Origin of the sequence: Celerinatantimonas sediminis, from assembly GCF_046054195.1 — a bacterium.
In the GTDB taxonomy this organism is placed as follows: Bacteria; Pseudomonadota; Gammaproteobacteria; order Enterobacterales; family Celerinatantimonadaceae; genus Celerinatantimonas.
Window position 1 is genome coordinate 194690 of the sequence record NZ_JBEQCS010000002.1, and the last position, 19206, is coordinate 213895.

A 19206-nucleotide genomic window follows, 5' to 3' on the forward strand; every position below is an offset into this window, starting at 1 on the left:
ATTCCAAATAGGCACTTCATTTTAAGCTTTCATTAAAGTTAATCTGTTAGAAAATTAAACCTCGCATTTCTAAAATCAATTAGGTGCTGAACAAAGCTATATTTGTTACTGCTCAATCAGTGATTGTGTTTCAGTTTGTTCTGTTTGGATTGCACTTTTATTTTGCGGTGGAATATATTCATTATGTTCGGCATGATATTCATGACCGATTCCTTGTTCATCCCAAATTTTAATCGCATATTTTTGCCACTCTTTTGCTAGATTATCTAGCTGCGATGAAAATTTAAAGTAACTATCGGAACCTTCATGTTGCGGCTGCGCACCACATTGGCGAATATGATCACGAAATTTATTAGGATTATCGATAATAGGACACGGCTGCATTAAATTATCATTAAATGGGATTTGCCGTTTATATCCTTCAAAAAATGGGCTTTTCAAAATTTCGACAATCGATTTCTCGCGCACATTATCAACCGCATATTGCTGGAAGACACAAGGTTCGGCACCACCTTTTGCGTTAATATGCAGATAGTTAGCACCGCCAGACATACACCCATTGACCAAGAAGCCATGGTTCCAAAAATCGGCCAAAAATGCCAAACGACCAGAGCGACGCAACGCTTCTAAAAATTGGAATCGTTCGTAGCGCTGTTTAGCAGTTGGCACCAGATCAAATGTTGCATCACGGCCAATTGGCATATACTGAAAGACCCAAGCGTATTTTGCCCCCAATTCATCAATCAGATAATCCCAGAATGGCTTACCATTAATCTGTTCATGGTTCGTTCGTGTTGCCATAATCGAGGCACCACATAAGACGCCATATTGGTTAAGGAGTTTGTAAGCACTTACAATTTTTTCATAGGTTCCTTCACCGCGGCGCCAATCAGTCATATCTTGAAATCCTTCAACTGAAATGGTTACAGCAACGTTGCCCAATTTAGCGAGTTTTTTAACGCGGCTTTCACTAAGCATGGTGCCATTGGTGAAAATCATGAAATAACAGTCACTAAAATGCTCAAAGATTTTCATAATCGGTTTGTATACTAACGGTTCCCCACCTGTGAAAGTGAAAAACCTGACGCCGAGATCATAAAATTGCTGAAGCAAGTCCATCATTTCATCTTCACTAAAATGGTACTTGTCGCCATACAATGCCGAATAGCAGCCCTTACATTTAAGGTTACACTGATAAGTCGGCGAAATAAGCACCAAAAAAGGAATGCGCGTGCCATATTCTTCACCACGTTCTTCTCGCAGTGTCACCCCTTGAACCACATGATTAAACACTAAGTTTTGCAGGATTTTTTTACGACTGATACTGTTCATCGCTTTTAACGCACTAAGCCAACCGGAAACCATTGGGTCATGGTTATGACACATTTGTGCTAAATTGAGCATCCCGTCTTTACTGGTTGTCGTGAAATGGGCACCAAGGCGAAATAACTTTTCCAAAGCTTTTTCATCGCAGTGATTAACAACAGATGTTAATACTGGCGTTAAGGCTTTAAAAGCGAGTTGACTAATTCCCATACTACTCATGCTCCTTACATCTATTTTTATTTAATTTTTAATAGATCTAATCCTATTATTAAGGAGCGAGATTGATAATAATCAAAAAGATATTCCATTTAAAATAAATAAAATTGACTTATCAATAAAATATGTTTAAATATTTAGAGTTAATAACCCACCTTAAATAAATTTAGTTGTCCTTGCTTAATTATTTAAGCAACTATTCTTTTTATCTATCCTTAAAATAATAATTTTTCATATTAACATTATTAACCAAAATAAAACGTATGATAAAAATAAGTTAATTATATTAAATACTAAAAATTTATTTATTAGCTAGGTTTTTTATAGGATTTAAGCAGAGAATAAATGAGGTATTCGCCAAGCAAATACCTCATAGACAATGAGAGATTAAGATTCGTATTGAGCAAATAAATCGACGAGTTGATTTTCATCATACACAGTAATGCCAAGCTGTTCGGCTTTTGCAAGTTTGGACCCTGCGGCTTCACCGGCAACAACGACGTCAGTGTTTTTCGAAACACTTCCCGCGACTTTAGCGCCAAGCGCCTGCAAACGCGCTTTCGCATCAGAGCGATTAAACTGATTCAATGTCCCGGTGAGGACGAAAGTCTGACCAGCTAAAGGCAGTTGCTGTTCGTCCTTAACGCTCATATCAGGCCAACTTAGCTCTTCGCGCAGCGCATTTACAACTTTTAAGTTTTCTTCTTGGCGAAAGAAGTAGTAAACATGCTTCGCGACGACTTCACCAACATCCGATACCTTCTGCAATTGCTCAACGTTTGCCTGCATCAGCGAATCAAGGTCGCCAAAATGCTGAGCCAAGTTAAGCGCTGTAGATTCACCAACTTCACGAATGCCCAACGAATATAAAAACCGATTGAAGACTGTCTCACGTGATTTATCAATCGCATCAAGCAGTTTTTCTAGTGAGCGCTCGCCCATGCGTTCAAGATTCAGCAGTTCTACAGCCTTTTCTCGCAGCTGATAAAGATCAGCGGGTGTATGAATCAAGTTATTCTCAACTAACTGATCAATAAGCTTCACACCTAGCCCATCAATATCCATCGCTTTGCGCGACACATAATGGCTAAGCGCCTCTTTACGTTGAGCAGCACAGCTTAGCCCACCAGCACAGCGAGCAACGGCTTCGCCGTCAATACGTTCAACATCAGAGCCACATACCGGGCAATGCGTCGGAAATACCACGGCTGTTGCATCTTCAGGGCGCCGGTCTAACACCACGCCGGTTATCTGCGGGATCACATCGCCAGCCCTTCGCACGGTCACTGTATCGCCAATTTTAACGCCCAAACGGTCAATTTCATCAGCGTTATGCAATGTGGCATTACTCACCATCACCCCGCCAACCGCAACGGGTTCTAGGCGTGCAACAGGGGTAATTGCCCCAGTGCGCCCAACTTGAAACTCGACATCTTTGAGAATAGTGAGCTGTTCCTGAGCTGGAAATTTATGAGCAATTGCCCAACGCGGTGCTCTGGCAACAAAACCTAGTTGCTCTTGAGATGCAATGGCGTTGACTTTATAAACCACCCCATCAATATCGTAATCGAGCGAATCACGCCGCTTACCAATATCGTGATAAAAGTCCAAACAACCTTGGTCACCTTTAACCAATTTCACTTCTTGGCTAACGGACATTCCCCACTGACGCAGCTGCATCAAGCGGTCAAAATGAGTATTTGGCAAAGCGCCTTCACAAACCCCAATAGCGTAGGCATAAAATGTTAATGGGCGCTGGGCAGTAATTCGCGAGTCCAACTGGCGTAAACTGCCAGCTGCTGCATTGCGCGGATTGGCAAATGGTTTTTGCTGGGTTTTAAGCCGCGTTTCATTGAGCTTTTCAAACCCTTTATGAGGCATAACGACTTCACCACGGATCTCAATGCGCGCTGGATAATCGCCACGTAATTTCAGCGGTACATTACGAATCGTCTTAACGTTTTCAGTAATATCTTCCCCGGTTTGACCATCACCGCGAGTAGCCGCTCGCACTAATAAGCCTTGTTCATAGAGAATACTGACCGCCAGTCCATCTAGTTTGGGTTCGGCGCAAAACTCTATGTCATACTGACCAAGGCGCTCACAAACTCTTAGAATAAATGCCTGAAGCGATTCATCATCAAAGACATTGTCAAGCGAGAGCATCGGAATTTCATGGCGAACCTGGGCAAATTCACTCAGTGCTCGACCCCCCACTTTCTGAGTTGGAGAATCAGCCGTAATCAACTCTGGATGTTCTTTTTCTAATGCCTGAAGCTGCTTAAATAATCGGTCATATTCGCTGTCAGGCACACTTGGGTCATCCAGTACATAATACTGGTAGGCATAATCGTTTAACTGCTCGCGCAGTTGCTCTAGTTGCTGCTCAATTGCTGGCATAACTCTCTTTTTCCGAAATAAAAAGCCTCCATAAAGAGGCTTGTCGAACAATTAATTGATGAACATTTACTTACTGATTAGATTGCAACAGCTGCTGGCGCTCATATTCACGAATTCGCTGCTGATAATGTTGTAGTGTTTGCGCAGTAAACGGATTGCGATGGCCATCGAGCAAAATTGCGTCCATATCACGAACAATTCGCTCTGCCGCGTTATACATCACATTGAAGTTACGTGAAGGCTCTCCTGGACACGGCACCGTCATAAATAATGAGACGCCGTGAGTTGTAAACTCATCCATATGCTCAGGGTCAAATGTCCCGGGTTTAACAATATTGGCAACACTAAACAACACCGGTCCCTGACCATTAGCCTGCTGATGACGATGAAATATATTCATCTCACCAAATTTAAGGCCAAGCCCTGTTAAGCATTCAAGCAACTTGTGACCATCAAAGGTTTGGCCATTAGGGGCAACAACGTTGAGAATATAAACATCATCAGGGCCTGCAGGCTCGCTCTTAGCTCTCGCTTGAGGCTCTTCTTGAGTCGTTGTTTGTGCAGGTTGTGGCTGAGCTTCTTGCTGAAGCGGCGCCTTCTCAGGCTGAGCTGATGCAACAACTTCTGGTTCTTCTTCTGAAAAGTTCTGCTCAGCAAGCTCATCACTTGACTCATCAAAATGCAATTGTGGTTCAACCCGCTGGTTTGAATCGCCGTGCGGTTCACTGCTGTGAACGACGCGAACTTCACTTATCCCAAGATCATCAAATCCTTGTGAGTCGGTTGCATGACTATCCTCAAGAGCATCCTCCAACAGTTCATCATCGATACTTTTTTTACTGGAACGCGCTTTTTTAGGGCGTGATTTGACTTTTTTATTCAACAGCCGCTCGGGCCGATTTCGCCGATTGCTCAAAAAACCATGCGCTAGCAATCCTACGATGGCGATAATACCGATAATAATTAAAACAATGCGCAATTGTTGCATATGTATTCTCTGCTCTTATTGTGCCAGTGCGACTGCCTGGGCTATATCAACCGCAACTAATCGAGACACACCAGGCTCGTGCATGGTGACCCCTGCTAACTGATCCGCTTTTTCCATAGTAACTCGGTTATGACTGATAAAGATAAACTGCACCGTTTCAGACATTCTCGCGATCAAATCGGCAAAACGTCCTACATTAACTTCATCTAACGGCGCATCTACTTCATCAAGCATACAAAATGGTGCCGGGTTAAGCCTAAAAATAGCAAAAACTAACGATAGTGCTGTTAGCGCCTTTTCGCCACCGGAAAGAAGACTAATGGTCGAATTCCGTTTTCCTGGCGGGCGAGCCATAATCGTCACCCCTGTGGCTAACAAGTCATCTTCTGTTAATTCCAGCCACGCCGTACCACCACCAAAGACCTGCGGAAACAGGTGTTGTAAATCAGCATTTACTTTATCAAAAGTTTCACGAAATTTTGATCGGGTTTGTCGATCTATTTTTGCGATAGCATTCTCTAACATTTCAAGGGCCTGGCGCAAATCGTTAATTTGCGCACTCAGCTCACTTAAACGCTGCTGTTGTTCATCATATTCTTGTTCAGCTGCAAGATTAACCCCTCCTAGGCGTTTAATCTGTTTGTCGATTTTCTCAAGCTCACTGGCATAATCAATATTCATATCGACCTGATCTAAAGCTTGGGCATTAAGCTCAACGCCATCTTCTGCGAGTTGTTCAAGCAAAATGCGCCGCCGCGTTAATAACTCTTGATGGGCTAATTGCTGATTCTGATGGGCTTCTTGCAATAGACTCTTATGTTGCTCTTGGCTTTTACGCTCAATATTAATCGCGCTGATTTGCTCGCGCAGCCGTGCTCTTTGATGTTCTAACTGCTCATGCGCTTGTTGCGCTTGCAGCTGCTCTTGACGCAACTTTTCAGCTTGGGCACGCAGTTGCGTTGTATCGATTTGCTGTTCAGCGCGCTCTTGCAGTTTAGTCAGTTGTTGTTGCCATTGCGCGAGCTGTTGCTCTCGCTCTTCTAACCAACGATTCAACTGCTGATGCTCACTCACACATTTTTGTAACTCAAGCTGTAACTGATAGACGCGCCGTTCTATTTGCTGGCTTTGTGCTGCAAATTGTTCTTTCTTAAGACGCGCTTGCTCAGAGGCTTGTTCGGCATTAAGCAGTCGTTGTTGATTCTCTTCATTTAACTCAAGAAGTTGCTCTAACTGCTCCGCTTGCATCTCGCATTGCAACTGCGCCTGTTCATGAACCTCAGCCACTTTACTGCGCTGGGCAGTTAAGTTTTCTTTAAGGCTTTGTTGATGTTTAAGTTGCTGTTGGGCAAGCACCAACTGTTGCTTGACTTGTTGCAGCTGTGCTTGGCTTTGCCGCAGGCTTTCTTTTTGACTTGTTAATCGTCCCTGCAGCTTATCGGCTTCTTGACCAGCATCTTCTAAGCGCTGCTGCGCGTTTGCAAGCATCTGCTCTAATTCAACTGATTCTTTAGCTAATGCGGCCAAATGGCGCTGCTGCACCAATACAGATTGCTCGGACTTATCTTGTAACAGATTTTGCCAATTTACCCCGTACCAATCACCATCGGCGGTGATAACCGACTCACCGGATTTAAGTTCTCCGCGAAGCGCTTGGGCATGCGTTAGACTTTTTGCACAATGCACATTATCTAATAAAACCGCAGGGGCTCCCTTAACTTTAGCGAAAAGAGAGTCATCTCGAAGGGCCTCTTCACTTTCTTTTGACCAAACCGCCAGCAGCGCATCATCACACAAAGCAGGGTCAGTCTCGGCGTAAAGCCAAGGGCCGAGCACCTTTTCTACAGCGCGCTCCCAACCGGGTTCAATGGTGAGCTGTTCACGAAGCGGTCGTTTTGCATTGTAATGATGTTCGGCCATCGAATTGACAAGTTGCGTTAACGAGCTTTGCCGAGTCTGATTTTCAAAAAGTTGCTGTTCTAGTTTTCGAACACTTTGAGCACACTTTGCTTTTAGCTCGACTGCATCATTGTGTTGCTGTTCTAAGCTTGCAACTTGCGCTTGATGCTGTTCAAAATTTTCTTCAGCGCTCAACTGGCAAGCTTCAATTGCGGTTAAATCTGGCTCTTCATCCAGTTGTTGGGACAGTTGCTCATCAAGCTCAGCTAAACGGGCCTGAGACTGTTCTAGTAATCGTTGACTCCCATGAAGTTGTTCTTGGCGCTGCGTCATTTGCTGCGCGCTTTGCTGGCTTTGGCGCTGCGTTTGTTGAAGCTGCTCACTAGCGCGTTGATAGGACTCATCAGCGCTTTGCGCGTATTCACTTAATTGATCGAGCTGCTGAGCTGACACCTCCAGCTCCATCTCCAACTGTTCTATTTTGGATTGCTGTTCAGGCAGTTTTTCCCGCTCAATGATAAGTTTTTCACTTAACTCTTGAATCTGTCTCTGGTAGTCGTCGGTTTGGGCCTGACGCTCTTTTTGACCTTGCTCTTGATGTTTAAGCTGCTCTTCCAATCGAGCCAGCTGCGCGCTACGCTCCGATTGTTTGGCGCGAAGTTCACTCGATTGTTGCTCAAGTTCATAGTTTTGTTCGTTTAACAGCAGTTCATTGTCATCAAGCTCCGTTAATTTGGCCTGCAAAAGCTCTAACTGATGGTTTTGTTCTTGCTGAGAATGGGATTTTTCATCCAACGAGCGGTCCAATCGCTGCAACTGGCAAAGCGATTGCTGGCGACGATAGTCACGTTGTTTATCTCGCAGTTGACGATAACGCAGTGCCGCTTGCGCCTGAATGCGTAACTTATCGACTTGTTGGGTGAGCTCCGCTTCGATATCAGATAAACGCTGTAAGTTCTCTTGCGTGTGGCCAATCCGATTTTCGGTTTCTCGGCGCCGTTCTTTATATTTCGATACGCCAGCGGCTTCATCGATAAAGACACGCAGCTCTTGAGGTTTTGACTCGATTAAACGACTAATCATCCCTTGTTCAATGATAGCGTAACTGCGCGGCCCCAATCCGGTGCCTAAAAAAAGGTCGGTAATATCTTTTTTGCGACAGCGAGTACCGTTTAAAAAATACAGATTTTGACCATCCCGAGTGACTTCTCGGCGAACCGCAACTTCATTATAAGCGCCGTATTCACCACCCAATCGGCCGCTTTGATTATCAAAGGATAATTCAACAGATGCTTTTGAAGCTGGAGCCCGGCGAGTGGAGCCATTAAAGATGACATCCGTCATCGCATCACCACGCAAGTTGCGCGCTGAGCTTTCACCTAACACCCAACGAACGGCATCGATCACATTCGATTTTCCACAGCCATTCGGACCAACGACACCGGTCAGTTGCTGGGGAAACGGTATTTTGGTTGGTTCAACAAAGGATTTAAAACCAGCTAATCGAATTGATTTTAAGCGCATCGGTCCCTAATACTGTGAGCTATTGGCAATGGACTTTACCAAAGCCATTGATGGTTTGTAATATGATAATCCATTTTACTTAACAGAAAGTATTATTATGCAGGATTTATCCCGTTCTGGTGTGGGCGGCGCTCATTATTTTCTCTATGGCTGGCGACTGATTAGTCAACCTGGATTGAGATTGTTTGTTATTATTCCGCTGTTGGTAAATACCATTGTATTTGCTGGGGCATTCTACTGGCTATATGGCAGATTGCAGTTGTGGATGAGCGAGCTAACCCAATGGTTGCCGAATGGGCTCCACTGGCTGCAGTGGCTACTCTGGCCTTTAGCGATACTGGCTATTATTGTGGTGTTCTCTTTTATATTTGCTACCATCGGCAACTGGATAGCCGCCCCTTTTAACGGCTTACTTAGCGAGCGAACCGAGCTACTTCTGACCGGTCAGCCGCTGCCAGATGGGCAACTCAAAGAGCTGATTACCGACTTGCCCAGAGTATTTGCCCGAGAATGGCAAAAATTTTGTTATTGGCTACCTCGCGCACTCATTCTTACTTTAGCCTTTTTTATTCCCGGTCTAGGTCAAAGTGTCATTCCTGTTCTTTGGTTTGTCTTTAGCGCGTGGATGATGGCGGTTCAATACATCGACTACCCATTTGATAACCATAAAATTGGCTTTCGGCCCATGCGCAAGCAGCTTTCTCAGCATCGTTCTCAAAACTGGATTTTTGGTGCACTGGTAACGGTTGCTACTGGAATTCCATTGGTTAACTGGGTAGTGATGCCAGCTGCTATCTGCGGGGCAACGGCGCTGTGGGTCGATCATTACCGCAAGCTTAACCTCGAGCCATTTGAGAAAATTGACCAACAGCCATTGTAAATAGTATTTTGGAGCAAGTGGTTATCTCTTAATTACATAAGATTATAACTAAAGCTTCCTTCAATTTCATAATTGAAACTATATCCTAGAGAGAAATGAACGGACATTTATATAAGGGTAAAACCATATGAGCAAAATTTTTGAAGACAACTCGCTGACAATTGGCCACACACCACTGGTAAAACTGAACCGTGTGACTAAAGGGAATGTATTGGTCAAAGTTGAATCACGTAATCCAAGTTTCAGTGTGAAATGCCGGATTGGTGCAAATATGGTTTGGGACGCAGAGAAAAAAGGTCTGTTAGGCCCGGGCAAAGAAATTGTTGAACCAACCAGTGGTAATACTGGTATTGCTCTGGCATTTGTTGCAGCTTCTCGCGGTTACCCAATCACATTAACCATGCCAGCTAGCATGAGCCTTGAACGTCGTAAACTACTTAAAGCCCTCGGTGCTAATCTGGTACTGACTGAAGGCCCTAAAGGGATGAAAGGCGCAATTGACAAAGCCCAAGAAATTGTTGATAGCGACAGCAAATATATCATGTTGCAACAGTTCGAAAACCCAGCTAACCCTGAAATCCACGAAAAAACAACTGGCCCTGAAATTTGGGAAGATACCGATGGTGAAGTTGATGTATTCATCGCAGGTGTTGGTACTGGCGGTACTTTAACCGGGACTTCTCGTTACCTGAAAAAACAGGGTAAAAAAATCATTAGCGTTGCTGTAGAACCTGCGACCTCTCCAGTAATTACTCAAGCTAAAGCAGGCCAAGAAATCAAACCAGGACCACACAAAATCCAGGGTATTGGTGCAGGCTTCATTCCTAAAAACCTTGACCTTGATTTGGTGGATCGTGTTGAAACAGTTAGCGATGATGAAGCATTTGCCATGGCTCACCGCCTGATGGAAGAAGAAGGTATCTTAGCTGGTATCTCATCAGGGGCTGCTGTTGTTGCTGCTTCTCGCCTAGCAGAGCTACCAGAATTTGCCGATAAAACTATCGTCGCAATTCTGCCAAGTTCAGCAGAACGTTATTTGAGTACACCATTATTTGCTAACATGTTTGCTGAATCTGAAAATGTTCAGTAATTTTGTATCAAATGATCAAAAAGCCAGCTTAAACGCTGGCTTTTTTTCATCTGTTACTTAGCACTTACATAGCTTGCGAATAATCACTTATCGCGTCATCGATTGCTGTGCTAACATAGGGCATTGGCTGACACATGGCCGGGTTTAAACAGTTTGAGATTAGCTTCAATAATCACTATACTTTTCGCCCAACCGTTACAGCCACAAGAATACATCAGTAAATAGTTGCTTTTTACTGAGACAAAGATAAATAAATGACGTAGTCAGTTACAGATTGTGTTCAATAGGTAGAGCAAAGTATCAAAATCACTAATGGCTCATATGAGACCGACCTATATTTTGATATAGATTAAATCTTACATGACTAAAGATCGTTATTTTACTACAAACTAAATTACAGAATGAGCAGATATTGCTCATTTAAATCTAACAATAAAGTAAATAGTTAAAATAAAGAGGTACACCTATGTTTGAGAAAAGCGTTGTTATTACTGCTGAAAATGGCTTGCACACTCGTCCAGCCGCTCAATTCGTTAAAGAAGCAAAAGCCTTTGAAAGTAAAATCAGTGTCATTAGTGATGGAAAATCAGCCAGTGCTAAAAGTTTGTTTAAATTACAAACTTTAGGACTGACCAAAGGAACTGAAATTACCATCCGTGCTGAAGGTACTGATGAACAAGATGCCGTAACCAAATTGGTTGCTCTGATGGATGAATTAGAATAGTCATCTGCCCATCTTTATCACTCAGTAAAAAGGTTTAAATTATGATATCAGGAATTCCAGCTTCACCAGGTATCGCATTTGGTAAAGCACTGTTGTTAAGCGAAGATGAAATCGTTATTAACAAACACCCTATAAAATCCAGCGAAGTCGATCGGGAAATTAAACGTTTCCTTGATGCCAGAGAAAAAACTTCTGTTCAGCTTGAAGATATCAAGGCCATGGCAGGAGCAACTTTCGGCGAAGAAAAAGAAGCGATCTTCGAAGGGCATATCATGTTGCTTGAAGACGAAGAACTGGAAGAAGATATCAAAGCCTTCATCCAGGATGAGTTAGCTTCAGCGGACCGAGCAATTTACGAAGTCATCGAACAAAACGCTGAAATGCTGGCCAATCTGGATGATCCATATTTAAGAGAACGAGCTGCCGATTTCCGTGATATTGGCACTCGTTTGATAAAAAATGCCTTAGGCATTGAAATTGTTTCGCTTAGCAGTATTAAAGAAGAAGTCATTATTGTCGCAAGTGATTTAACACCATCAGAAACAGCACAGATTAACCTTGATAAAGTTCTAGGTTTTGTGACTGATTTAGGTGGCCGGACATCACATTCGTCAATTATGGCCCGTTCATTGGAACTACCTGCAATTGTAGGTACGAACGATATTACGAAACGGGTCAAAAACGGTGATCTCATCGTTATCGATGCAGTCAATAATGAGATTGTTGTCAAACCGACAGAAACTCAACTCGACGTCTATAAACAACGGCAAAGTGAATTCTTAGCCGAAAAAGAAGAGCTTGCTAAATTAAAAGATTTACCTGCACTTACGTTAGATGGCCATCAGGTTGAAGTATGCTCAAACATCGGTAGTCTAAAAGATGTTGATGGAGCCGTGCGCAACGGTGCTGAAGGAATTGGTCTATACCGGACAGAATTTTTGTTCATGGACCGCGAAAGCCTTCCAACTGAAGATGAACAGTTCCAAGCATATAAAGATGTCGCTGAAAGTATGCCAAATCACCCCATCATTATCCGTACTATGGATATTGGCGGTGATAAAGATCTTCCTTATTTGAATCTTCCAAAAGAGATGAATCCGTTCTTGGGTTGGCGTGCTGTACGTATCTTTTTTGATCGTCCAGAAATTATGCACACTCAATTGCGCGCACTACTTCGGGCTTCAGCATTCGGTAAAATCCGGATTATGTTCCCGATGATTATTGCCGTCGAAGAGATTCGCTTCCTAAAAGAAGAGCTTGAAAAACTCAAAGAAGAGCTACGTAGTGAAGGCAAATCGTTTGACGAAGCAATTGAAGTGGGTATCATGATCGAGACACCTGCAGCTGCAGTGATTGCTCATCATTTGATCAAAGAAGTTGACTTCTTTAGTATTGGGACCAATGATTTAACTCAGTATACATTAGCTGTCGACCGAGGTAATGAACTCATTTCTCAAATGTACAATCCGTTGACGCCGTCGGTTCTTAACCTGATTAAACAGGTTATTGAAGCCTCTCACTCAGCTGGGAAATGGACAGGGATGTGTGGTGAGTTAGCTGGGGATGAACGAGCAACCATTTTGTTGTTAGGAATGGGGCTTGATGAGTTTTCTATGAGTGCGATTTCTATCCCTCGCATAAAAAAATTAGTCCGCAATATTAATTTTGAAGATGCGAAACAATTGGCTGAACAGGCTCTTGCATCAGCAACAGCAGATGAAGTAGCAGGCCTGATGGATGAATTTATTAAACAGAAAGCGGTTTGCTAGTCGCCATTGATAAAATCGCATTGACTTGAGGAGCTTATAGCATGGGGCTGTTCGATAAACTGAAAAAATTAGTTTCAGAAGATAGTGTAGAAAACGCAGGATATGAAATTGTCGCGCCTTTATCAGGGGAAATCGTGCCAATTGAAGATGTTCCTGATGTTGTATTTGCCGAAAAAATTGTTGGCGATGGGATTGCTATTAAACCATCAGGAAACAAAATGGTTGCACCATGTGATGGAACCATCGGTAAAATTTTTGAAACCAACCACGCTTTTTCGCTGGAATCAGATAACGGCATTGAGCTTTTTGTCCACTTTGGGGTCGACACTGTTGAGCTTAAAGGAGAAGGTTTCAAACGAATCGCTGAAGAAGGCCAGCAGGTGAAAAAAGGTGATACCATCATCGAGTTTGACTTAAGCCTGTTACAAGAAAAAGCGAAGTCAGTTTTGACGCCTGTTGTAATCTCTAACATGGATGAAGTAAAAGAACTTCAGAAAATGTCTGGTCCTGTTACTGTTGCTGAAACACCAGTATTACGCGTCACCAAATAAAAGATAGATTAGAGCCACCTTGAGCTTCAAGGTGGCTTATTATTTTGTCTTATGACTTTTGGGCTTTTAAGCTAGAGAGTCACTCACTTTTCTCCCTCGCCTTACAATACGTTAATTTTATTCATTTAAAATAGTACCCAGTCAACACCTGTGGCGATTAACCACAATATAATCATATAACGGAAGTTAAGCTTTAAGACACTACGGCTGGTTGCTTGATAGCGGCTAATCATCGCCAATCCAACGCCTGAAAGCGGGCTAGAAGCGGTTCCGGTACCCCAGACAGAAAGAAACAAAAAGGCTAACTGATCAGCGCTGGCACCTAATGGTGCTAACAATGGTGCCATCAGTGAAATACTAACCACTGGATGAACCCCAATAAGCGAGATAAGGATCATCACGCCGCTTACCAATAAAAAAACCAGAGGCGTTAAAGAGCTCGCATGAAATGCCACCATAGATGGATACGCTTGCAGCAAACTACCAACACCACTTGAAAAGACACCAGCGGCCAGAAAAAGAGCAAACTGACTGGAAACATTAGATAGTCGGCCATTGATATAACTGCTTAGAGCCTGCATACGCGGGCGAACCTTCATGAAAAAGACCGCCCCAATTGGAGCTACGATACTGATAAGCGTCAGAATATGCACTCGCGTAAAAAGGTGATGGCATACCAGTACAATTGTGGCTAAAACAATCGGCATAATGAGGCTATCCATTCTTAGTGGATAACCTTTAAATTCTTCAATTTTTCCAAGGCTCACTTCCCAGAATGTAATAAGAGCCATAGCAACAGCCATTAACAATCCTGGAATAATCGTATGTTGCCACTGCGCGCCAGGTGAATAGGTCATTGCCACACCTGATGCGACAAAAAAGGGTGACCAATAGGCACCGGAACAAAATCCGCGCATAATGACTTGTGTCTGACGCTCAGACAGTTTACCACCGCGAGAAAGTCTATCCCCGACTACAAAAACGATTGAAAGGTTAATCACCGCTCCAAGCAAATGACACGCCCCCAGAGTGGACCAAAATCCTTTCCGACCCGTAGGCTGAGATTTGTCTTCTTCACTCGGATTGGTCAACGACAAAAAGGAAACTGCCACGAACATCGTAAGTAAAGGTAAGTTTCGAGTTGCAGCTTCTTTTAATGCAACCGGGCCACCAACCAGTGCCCCCCACCCCAATAACAAAACACCTAAGCCAAATAGGATACTAGATTGCTGCTTTGACGAACGCGTTAAAGCGGGCCAGCACATAATAACCGCTCCCCAAGCACAGCCAGCGGCCCAAAGAGCTCCGAGAGGAAGAAATGAAGAGCATAGATAAAAGATAGCGGTAAAAAGAATAAGCCAACCTGCGGCTTTGTTTCGCTTTGTTGCGTGATATTGATTCATGGTGAACGATTACAGCAGAGCCTTTACCTAAAAAGATGCTTTAGGGTAGCTCAGTCGGATGAATTGAAGTCATCATCATCACTGATTTAGACAGACCTTTCAATAGGTTTTGCGCAATCAGCATGGCTTTATCCATAACGACACATTTATCGATGGGTGGTTTTATCTCAAAACAGCTGCTGATATTGACCGATGAAACCTGCGTTAATTCATGAAAATTAAGGCATTCACAGCTATAAAATTGACATTATCGACTTTAAACATCATCATCAATGCCAGTGCTTTTAATTTACAATATAAGCACATTTCGGTGATCCGAGATTTACACCTATACTATATAGGAAGTGCTTGTAGCAGCTGTTCAAATGAACATAATAAGTACGCGGATTACCCATTGTTGGCATATAGTATTACGACAAGATAAGTATTTATTCACGAAAGGATGAAAACATGAAAAAGACTTTATTAATCGCTGGCGCGTTGGCTGCTCCTCTGTTATTGGCGGGTTGTTCTAACACCAGCAACAAAGCTTTAAGTGATAAAATTGATTCTCTGTCTGATCAGGTTTCTGCACTGCAGGCAGAACAGAGCACTCTGTCAAGCGATGTTAACTCTGCAAAAATGGCAGCTCAAGAAGCTAAATCAGAAGCTGCTCGTGCAAACCAACGTATTGACCACATTGCTAAGTCTTACACCAAGTAATGTTGCCTTCCCGGTGTGCTGAACTAACTACATTAGTTCAGCACACCTACCCTACTTGGTTACTGACTAATTAACTCTGGATATCCAGAGCGTCTTCTTAGTACTTGTGAAACCTTCTGGCTATCCACCTGAGCTTGCGTAATAAACTTAATTAATTGTGGATTACTAGGCAGGTTCACTATCCCAGTTTGATCATCTGCGCTTTGACTAAGCGGTCTGGTCACTTCTAGGTATAGTGTGCCATCTGGTTGGCGGGCATACTGAACAGGTTGATTAATAATTCTAACCGACATGCCTTTTTTAGCTTTCGAGAACAGGTACTTAATATCTCGAGGGAAAAGCCGCATACACCCCGAGCTAACCCGAAGTCCGACACCAAAGTTTTTGTTGGTCCCATGGATCAAGTAATCCCCTGCCCCATAAGCTAAGCGCATTGCATAATCACCCAGAGGGTTATCTGGCCCTGCCGGCACAACTTTGGGCAATGGTTTTCCTTTAGCAGCATACTCATCACGAATGTGCTGTGTCGGTGTCCAACTCGGATGCGGGATCTTTTGCGAAATATAAGTTGTGGTTGTGGGAGTATCCCAACCAATACGCCCAATTCCAATTGGGAAGATATCAACCTGATGTTCTTTAGGTCGAAAGAAGAACAATCGCAATTGAGCCAGATTCACTACAATACCTTCACGTTTTCCCTCGGGTAACATCTGACGCAAAGGGATCAGCAGTTCTGTCCCAGGGGTGGGAAGGAATGGATCAACTTTTGGATTTGCGCTGCGCAAGGCCAAAAAGCCAATATCAAAGTGATTTGCGATGGAGGCAAGGGTATCGCCTTGCTTAACGATATAATGCTGGTTTTGGCCTACTAGGCGGCTATCATCAGCAGGTAATGGATAAGTCTTGGCCCAGACACCGCAACTTACCAGAGCAATGCATAATAAAAAAACTCGCAATAACATGAAAATATCTCAGAAAACAGATGTAATCAGAGCTTATCATAAACTACTTCACGCCGCGTACTTTCATTATAACGTGATGATTACAGGTACAAAAAAGCCCGTTTTAAACGGGCTTTTAGCATCTGAACAACGCGTCTAATTAACTTTGTTGGTCATTATCAGTTGAAGCTGCTTCAGCATTTTCTGCTTTAGGCTCTTCAGCTTTAGGCTCTTCAGCTTTTGGTTCTGGTTTAGGTAATGCTTCTTTCATACTTAAGCGAACACGTCCCTGACGGTCAACTTCAAGCACTTTCACTTTCACTTCATCACCCACATTTAAGTAGTCAGATACTTTATTGACTCGCTCAAAAGCGATTTGTGAAATGTGAACCAAACCATCTTTACCCGGCAGAATCTGCACAAAGGCGCCAAAGTCAGCTAAACGAACCACTTTACCTTGGTAAATCTGTCCAACTTCTACTTCAGCGGTCAGCTGTTCAATCCGTTCAATTGCAGATTTCGCTTGATCGCCATCGGTCGCTGCAATTTTCACTGTACCATCATCTTCGATTTCGATGGTTGTACCAGTTTCTTCAGTCAACGCACGGATAGTTGCACCACCTTTACCGATCACGTCTTTAATTTTTTCAGGACTGATCTTCATGGTGTGAATGCGTGGAGCGAACTCAGAGATATCTTGGCGAGCACCGCTGATTGCTTTGTTCATCACACTTAAGATGTGCATGCGCGCACCTTTTGCCTGATTCAATGCAATCTGCATAATCTCTTTAGTGATCCCTTCAATTTTAATGTCCATCTGCAGCGCGTTAACACCGTTTTCGGTACCCGCTACTTTAAAGTCCATATCACCGAGGTGATCTTCATCACCGAGGATGTCAGACAAGACAACAAATTGATCACCTTCTTTTACCAGCCCCATAGCAATACCAGCAACAGAAGATTTAATCGGTACACCAGCATCCATTAACGCCAATGATGAACCACAAACTGACGCCATTGAGCTTGAACCGTTAGATTCAGTAATTTCTGATACTACACGAACCGTATATGGGAATTCGTTCTCATCAGGCATAACCGCAGCGATACCACGTTTAGCCAAACGACCATGACCAATTTCACGGCGTTTAGGAGAACCCATCATCCCTGTTTCACCCACACAATATGGAGGGAAGTTATAATGCAACAGAAAGTGGTCGGTACGAGTGCCAGTTAACTCATCAATCATTTGCGCATCGCGCTGAGTACCCAAGGTACAAGAAACCAGTGCCTGAGTTTCACCACGGGTAAAGATAGCACTACCGTGAGTACGAGGCAGAACGCCAGTTGCAACGTCAAGAGCACGAACCATATCAGGTTCACGACCATCGATACGCGGTTCACCAGCAAGAATACGACTACGAACAACGGCTTTTTCGATTTTAACCAGCTCGTCACCGATTTCCATCGGGTCTAACGCTTCGTTTTCTGCAATCAGCTGTTCAGTCACTTCTTTTTTAATAGCATCGACAGCATCATAACGCGCAGCTTTTTCAGTAATCCGATATGCTTCGCCCAGTTTTTCCTGCGCTAATTCTTTAACTTTGCTGCTTAGCTCTTCATTTTTAGCAGGAGCTTGCCAATCCCAAGCAGGTTTGCCAGCTTCTTTAGCAAATTCGTTAATCGCCTGGATGACGGTCTGCATCTGTTCGTGGCCGTACATAACAGCACCGAGCATAACATCTTCAGGCAGTTCCTGAGCTTCAGACTCGACCATCAGTACTGCTTTTTCAGTACCAGCAACAACCAAGTCAAGTTTGCTTTCAGGCAATTCATCAACCATTGGGTTAAGAATGTAATTACCATTGATAAAGCCAACACGAGCTGCCCCAATTGGGCCGTGGAAAGGAATACCAGACAAAGACAATGCAGCTGATGCACCAATCAAAGCCGCAATATCAGGTTGAACCTGAGGGTTTACAGACATTACCGTAGCAACAACCTGCACTTCATTAACAAACCCTTCAGGGAATAACGGACGGATAGGACGGTCAATCAAACGCGCAATCAGAGTTTCGCCTTCAGATGGGCGACCTTCACGTTTAAAGAAACCACCTGGAATACGACCAGCTGCATATGTCCGTTCTTGATAATTAACTGTCAGCGGGAAGAAGTCTTGTCCTGGCTTCGCTTCCTTTTTGCCAACAACAGTAACAAAGACCGCTGTGTCGTCAACGGTCACCATGACCGCTGCATCTGCCTGACGAGCGATTGCGCCCGTTTCCAGCGTGACACTGTGCTGGCCATATTGGAATTTTTTAACAATAGGATTCACGTGAATTTCCTTCGTTTGCGCTTTTTAATCTTTCTTTCATTTCGCGGCTAGTATAAAGCATATATTGGATAAAAGATAATCTTAACAGCTCAGAAATGACAATCCCCACTCATTGTGGGGCTCGTTTGGGGGATCAAAAAAGAGGAGCATAAAGCTCCTCTTTTCAACCTGTAAAGGGGCGACGCTTAGCGACGCAGACCCAGACTTGAAATCAGAGACTGATAACGTTCTGCATCTTTACCTTTGAGGTAGTCAAGCAGATTACGACGCTGACTAACCATACGTAACAGGCCACGACGGCTGTGATGATCATGGATATGAGTTTTGAAGTGATCCTGCAGATGGTTAATCTGAGCAGATAACAACGCAACTTGTACTTCTGGCGAACCAGTATCGCCTTCACCACGGCCATATTCAGCAACGATTTTTGCTTTTTCTTCAGTGTTTAGTGACATGGAATT

The 19206-nt window shown here is 43.6% G+C and carries 14 protein-coding genes; 6 read left to right on the forward strand and 8 right to left on the reverse strand.

Translation table 11 applies throughout. The features are described from left to right. Positions 1–105: 105 nt before the first annotated feature. From ABTQ23_RS03435 to ABTQ23_RS03450, 4 genes are all read right to left on the reverse strand, one after another. The gene (locus tag ABTQ23_RS03435) at positions 106–1536 is read right to left on the reverse strand and encodes a radical SAM/SPASM domain-containing protein (protein ID WP_408614236.1); all 1431 of its coding nucleotides are present in this window, start codon (positions 1534–1536) and stop codon (positions 106–108) included. Positions 1537–1929: 393 nt separating this feature from the next. Then, complete coding sequence (gene ligA, locus ABTQ23_RS03440; protein WP_408614237.1) at positions 1930–3942, reverse strand: NAD-dependent DNA ligase LigA; 2013 nt, start codon at positions 3940–3942, stop codon at positions 1930–1932. A gap of 70 nt (positions 3943–4012) precedes the next feature. Next, positions 4013–4930 (reverse strand): cell division protein ZipA, encoded by a 918-nt coding sequence (gene zipA / locus ABTQ23_RS03445; RefSeq protein ID WP_408614238.1) that lies wholly within the window; start codon positions 4928–4930, stop codon positions 4013–4015. A 15-nt stretch (positions 4931–4945) separates the two neighbouring features. Further along, entirely contained in the window at positions 4946–8353 is a 3408-nt protein-coding gene (locus ABTQ23_RS03450; RefSeq protein WP_408614239.1) for an AAA family ATPase, read from the reverse strand. Between the two features lie 97 nt (positions 8354–8450). Here ABTQ23_RS03450 and cysZ point away from each other — a divergent pair, with 97 nt between their 5' ends. From cysZ to crr, 5 genes are all read left to right on the forward strand, one after another. Next, positions 8451–9233: a sulfate transporter CysZ gene (gene cysZ / locus ABTQ23_RS03455; protein ID WP_408614240.1), complete on the forward strand. Its 783-nt coding sequence runs from the start codon at positions 8451–8453 to the stop codon at positions 9231–9233. Positions 9234–9360: 127 nt separating this feature from the next. Continuing rightward, positions 9361–10323 (forward strand): cysteine synthase A, encoded by a 963-nt coding sequence (gene cysK, locus ABTQ23_RS03460; RefSeq protein WP_408614241.1) that lies wholly within the window; start codon positions 9361–9363, stop codon positions 10321–10323. A gap of 466 nt (positions 10324–10789) precedes the next feature. After that, positions 10790–11047: an HPr family phosphocarrier protein gene (locus tag ABTQ23_RS03465; RefSeq protein ID WP_408614242.1), complete on the forward strand. Its 258-nt coding sequence runs from the start codon at positions 10790–10792 to the stop codon at positions 11045–11047. 41 nt (positions 11048–11088) lie between these two features. Next, on the forward strand, positions 11089–12816 hold the full coding sequence (gene ptsI / locus ABTQ23_RS03470; RefSeq protein ID WP_408614243.1) for a phosphoenolpyruvate-protein phosphotransferase PtsI: 1728 nt from the start codon (positions 11089–11091) through the stop codon (positions 12814–12816). 41 nt (positions 12817–12857) lie between these two features. Next, a complete protein-coding gene (gene crr / locus ABTQ23_RS03475; protein ID WP_408614244.1) occupies positions 12858–13367 on the forward strand; it encodes a PTS glucose transporter subunit IIA in 510 nt (169 codons plus the stop codon). 125 nt (positions 13368–13492) lie between these two features. Here crr and ABTQ23_RS03480 read toward each other — a convergent pair whose 3' ends face one another. Continuing rightward, positions 13493–14770 (reverse strand): hypothetical protein, encoded by a 1278-nt coding sequence (locus ABTQ23_RS03480; RefSeq protein ID WP_408614245.1) that lies wholly within the window; start codon positions 14768–14770, stop codon positions 13493–13495. A 450-nt stretch (positions 14771–15220) separates the two neighbouring features. Between ABTQ23_RS03480 and ABTQ23_RS03485 the strand changes: the two genes are divergently transcribed. Then, positions 15221–15472: an Lpp/OprI family alanine-zipper lipoprotein gene (locus ABTQ23_RS03485; RefSeq protein ID WP_408614246.1), complete on the forward strand. Its 252-nt coding sequence runs from the start codon at positions 15221–15223 to the stop codon at positions 15470–15472. Between the two features lie 59 nt (positions 15473–15531). Here ABTQ23_RS03485 and ABTQ23_RS03490 read toward each other — a convergent pair whose 3' ends face one another. The 3 genes from ABTQ23_RS03490 to rpsO form a co-directional block, all read right to left on the reverse strand. Then, the gene (locus ABTQ23_RS03490) at positions 15532–16434 is read right to left on the reverse strand and encodes a L,D-transpeptidase family protein (protein ID WP_408614247.1); all 903 of its coding nucleotides are present in this window, start codon (positions 16432–16434) and stop codon (positions 15532–15534) included. A 139-nt stretch (positions 16435–16573) separates the two neighbouring features. Then, complete coding sequence (gene pnp / locus ABTQ23_RS03495; RefSeq protein WP_408614248.1) at positions 16574–18745, reverse strand: polyribonucleotide nucleotidyltransferase; 2172 nt, start codon at positions 18743–18745, stop codon at positions 16574–16576. A 185-nt stretch (positions 18746–18930) separates the two neighbouring features. Then, the gene (gene rpsO, locus ABTQ23_RS03500) at positions 18931–19200 is read right to left on the reverse strand and encodes a 30S ribosomal protein S15 (protein WP_408614249.1); all 270 of its coding nucleotides are present in this window, start codon (positions 19198–19200) and stop codon (positions 18931–18933) included. Positions 19201–19206: the final 6 nt, after the last annotated feature.

Excerpts from the sequence above, each read along its gene's own strand:
- ABTQ23_RS03465 (WP_408614242.1), top strand. The coding sequence starts at position 10,790 with ATGTTTGAGAAAAGCGTTGTTATTACTGCTGAAAATGGCTTGCACACT.
- ABTQ23_RS03480 (WP_408614245.1), bottom strand. The coding sequence starts at position 14,770 with ATGAATCAATATCACGCAACAAAGCGAAACAAAGCCGCAGGTTGGCTT.
- cysZ (WP_408614240.1), top strand. The coding sequence starts at position 8,451 with ATGCAGGATTTATCCCGTTCTGGTGTGGGCGGCGCTCATTATTTTCTC.
- ptsI (WP_408614243.1), top strand. The coding sequence starts at position 11,089 with ATGATATCAGGAATTCCAGCTTCACCAGGTATCGCATTTGGTAAAGCA.
- ABTQ23_RS03435 (WP_408614236.1), bottom strand. The coding sequence starts at position 1,536 with ATGGGAATTAGTCAACTCGCTTTTAAAGCCTTAACGCCAGTATTAACA.
- rpsO (WP_408614249.1), bottom strand. The coding sequence starts at position 19,200 with ATGTCACTAAACACTGAAGAAAAAGCAAAAATCGTTGCTGAATATGGC.
- ABTQ23_RS03490 (WP_408614247.1), bottom strand. The coding sequence starts at position 16,434 with ATGTTATTGCGAGTTTTTTTATTATGCATTGCTCTGGTAAGTTGCGGT.
- cysK (WP_408614241.1), top strand. The coding sequence starts at position 9,361 with ATGAGCAAAATTTTTGAAGACAACTCGCTGACAATTGGCCACACACCA.
- ABTQ23_RS03450 (WP_408614239.1), bottom strand. The coding sequence starts at position 8,353 with ATGCGCTTAAAATCAATTCGATTAGCTGGTTTTAAATCCTTTGTTGAA.
- ligA (WP_408614237.1), bottom strand. The coding sequence starts at position 3,942 with ATGCCAGCAATTGAGCAGCAACTAGAGCAACTGCGCGAGCAGTTAAAC.
- ABTQ23_RS03485 (WP_408614246.1), top strand. The coding sequence starts at position 15,221 with ATGAAAAAGACTTTATTAATCGCTGGCGCGTTGGCTGCTCCTCTGTTA.
- zipA (WP_408614238.1), bottom strand. The coding sequence starts at position 4,930 with ATGCAACAATTGCGCATTGTTTTAATTATTATCGGTATTATCGCCATC.
- crr (WP_408614244.1), top strand. The coding sequence starts at position 12,858 with ATGGGGCTGTTCGATAAACTGAAAAAATTAGTTTCAGAAGATAGTGTA.